This window comes from Helicobacter sp. 10-6591 (assembly GCF_003288805.1).
Lineage (GTDB): Bacteria > Campylobacterota > Campylobacteria > Campylobacterales > Helicobacteraceae > Helicobacter_F.
The window spans coordinates 1-2,460 of sequence record NZ_NHYK01000040.1 but is presented as its reverse complement, the minus strand read 5'-3'; the positions used below and the strand labels follow the sequence as shown (position 1 = coordinate 2,460).

At 38.7% G+C, this 2,460-nt stretch carries 1 protein-coding gene; it reads right to left on the bottom strand.

Going from position 1 to position 2,460, the window contains the following annotated elements; all coding sequences use genetic code 11:
• Window positions 1–243: 243 nt before the first annotated feature.
• Complete coding sequence (locus tag CCY97_RS08050) at window positions 244–2,403, bottom strand: IdeS/Mac family cysteine endopeptidase (RefSeq protein WP_112064949.1); 2,160 nt, start codon at window positions 2,401–2,403, stop codon at window positions 244–246.
• Window positions 2,404–2,460 lie beyond the last annotated feature (57 nt).

Below are 2,460 nucleotides of genomic sequence, written 5' to 3'. Positions count from 1 at the left end.
TATCCCCCTTCCACGCATCATTAGCTTTTTTCATCCCTTTATACGATACACATTGTTTAAAAATATACTCCAAGGAGAGTCATAAAGACACACAAAAATCCAAGGTAAGCAAAGCAATGAGATTGGTCTTAATTTAAGAATAATCCAAGGAGTTACATAAAAAAGATGTGTTAAAGAGAAACCAATCAGCAGATTCCCTAAGAACTCCCATAGAGAATCTTAAACCTCAGTTCTCTTATAGAGCTAAAACGAATATCTTATATTCGCATTTATCAATCTATTGATGTTGTAATTGCCAAATGCTGATCTCTCAAAGCTCAGTGCAAAGCTTAAATGTTCGCCTGCTTTTGCATTCAATCCTATGCTCATAAGCATTCTGTGGTCTTTTTTGTTGTTTGTTGCAGTTTTGCCATTGACAATGATTGCATTGTCTTTATGCAAATCTCCTTGGTAGTTTAATCCTAGTAGTGCCAGAAATTCCCAACTTCCTATATTGAAATTCTTGCCTAGATTTGCTCCAGCGCGTGCAACAAGCATTTGAGAATCATTGAGTTTCACAGAATTAGAGTTATTGTCTCTAAGAGCGCTTCCAGATGTAGTGATATAGACAAGCTCTATTTGTGGCTCAATAAAGCTCATAAAAGGCATAGCTATTCTTTGTCCTAACTCAGCTCCAAAATAGAGAGAGTGAGTGTTGTATTTTTGCTTGGCCAAGAAAAGATTCATTTCTTTGAGGTCATAGTTGTAGTTATTATCATGGGCTACATATTTGCCTATCACATCTATATAAAAGCCACTATTCAATAAAGCTATAGCATACAAGCCACCCCCAAGAGAATCTGTCTTACCATTACTAAAGGCTGTATTTTGAGAATTAGACTGGGTGATATTGGTAGTGGTGTAAGTAAAAGTAAGACCAGTAAAAAGCTCCCCGCCATAAAAGCTTGTCTGCTTATCAAAGCCACCTTGTATATGTGTATAAGTACTCTTGTATCCACCCTTGCTAGATCCTGCACCGTTCATGATTCTTGCCCAAACACCAGCTGCACCTTTTATATTACGAAGCTCACCCATTCTTTTGTTTAGGTTATTGACTTCAACCATAGTGAAGTTTAAGCCCATATCTGCAAGCTCTTGTGCTTCTTTGATAGCTTTTGGATTGGTGTTTTCGATGATTCTAAAATCAGATCCCAATACATCGCCTTCAAAAGAATAGCTGCTAAGTCCTAGATTGGATACAAGTGCAAATATATTTTTATTGCTTGGATCAATAAGAGCTATAAGATGTTCTCCTTGCTTGATACCAAACATTGTTTTGCCTAGCAGATCAAACTCAAGCATGGTGAGGTTTTTGTTGTCTGATAAAGCTTGCTGTATGTTTTCTCTTGCTGTGCTTGTATTGCTAGATTGGCTAGCAATGGAAGTAGAGCTAGCAGAATCACGGCTAGGATATTGGGTGTTTGTAATGGGATTAGAGCCAGCAGATTGGGTTATAGTGCTACTTGATTGGGTAGTAGTAGCAGTGGCTTGTTGGCTAGCTACAGTGTCTGTAGAGATGCTAGCATTTTGCTCTTGCGTTGGAGTGGATGTTGTGCTGGCAGATGTTTGGCTGTAATCTTGCTTTTTTAAAGAATTCTGTATACGGGATTTATCGATGCTGAGATAGGTGATGGTGTCTATCTCATACATATCTGTTCGTGTACCGCCTGTCGCATAATCATAATGAGAACTCTGAAAAGAAAGATAGCCATTTGCATCATATACTGCCAAAGCCTCTTCTAGCATAGATGTATTCCCTTGTGTAGGATCTGAATCTGTGATCCATCCCTTGGTGATTTTGCCTTGATCATCTACTTCTATACCCCAAAGCGTAACAGTGTGGTATTGCGAAGTGATGGCGGCTACGACATTGCCAGATTCGAAATTCTCCAAAAGACTTTTTGTGATAAGGTCAGCATTATGATATGGTCTGTAATTCCATAGAGGAGTTCCATGATCCATCCAGTAGTATGGATCACGATTAGCATCAATCTCTGGATAAAACGCTTTAAAAAAATCATTTATTCCTTTGTTTGGCATTCTGCCATTTTGGAAATCCTTGAAATTATCCCAAACCCATTGTCGGATATCTGCGGCTTCTTGTGGAGCTTGTGTAGGCACACTTACACCATCACCTACTTGTTTTTGCCACCAAGACATCATATTTGCCGTGACAGCACCCCAGCAGTGATTTGGGAATTGCAAGCCATCGCTCCAACCTTTTGTTTCATCTACTCCTTTAGCCCAATATTGTGTCCTTGCAGAATCTCTATTGCTTATATGCGGTATATATGGTGCATTAGCACTCATCAGTGAAGTAGAAACAAGAAAAGTTGCTGTTATGAGAGATAGTCGTATGTTCATTGTTCCTCCTTGAATAAGTCAAAGATTTTCAATAAGTCTAAAGATTTCCATTGAGAG